The organism is Desulfobulbus alkaliphilus (assembly GCF_016918545.1).
Lineage (GTDB): Bacteria > Desulfobacterota > Desulfobulbia > Desulfobulbales > Desulfobulbaceae > Desulfobulbus > Desulfobulbus alkaliphilus.
In genome coordinates this window covers 1-480 of record NZ_JAFFQC010000160.1, presented here as the reverse complement: position 1 = coordinate 480, position 480 = coordinate 1, and the positions used below count along the sequence as shown (strand labels likewise).

Here is a 480-nt window from a genome sequence, read left to right as displayed (position 1 = left end):
TCCAGGTGCAGATCCACTTTGCGCCGCCTGACAGGGCAGGGGTGCAATACCGCTGCTCGAAGCTGGCCCGGTGCGCCGCCAGGGCGATCACGCCCGCCTCCGGGCGCAGTATGGGCGCCGCGACGGTCTTCCAATAGCCGGCGTCCTGAACCCACTCGTCCAGAATGTGATGGATCGCCATGGTGTCGGGCGAAATCGGCCGGCCCGGATTTACGAAACGGGCGCCGCGCGTCGCATCCAAACGCCATGGGCCGACCCCGTCGCGCACTACGTCCTGCCAGCCGATCTCGCAGACGTCCTGAGGGCCGGATCCGGCGGTCTCCAGGTCGATGACGCGGATGCGTTGGGATGATGGGGTGAAGTCGGTCAGGGCGTCCTCGGCGTGGGGTTCACACCTGACAACGCCTGGGGCGCCGGATTCGGTCCGGAGTCTGGAAAGACCGCTGACGGTGCGTCGTCAGTTCGGTGAGTGCACCGACC

Annotated in this window: 1 protein-coding gene; it reads right to left on the bottom strand. The window is 67.3% G+C overall.

Features of this window, described 5'->3' with window-relative positions; all coding sequences use genetic code 11:
* Positions 1-370, bottom strand: a 370-nt coding sequence (locus tag JWG43_RS20705; protein WP_504208225.1) for a 3'-5' exonuclease, incomplete at its 3' end; no start/stop codon positions are given.
* Positions 371-480 lie beyond the last annotated feature (110 nt).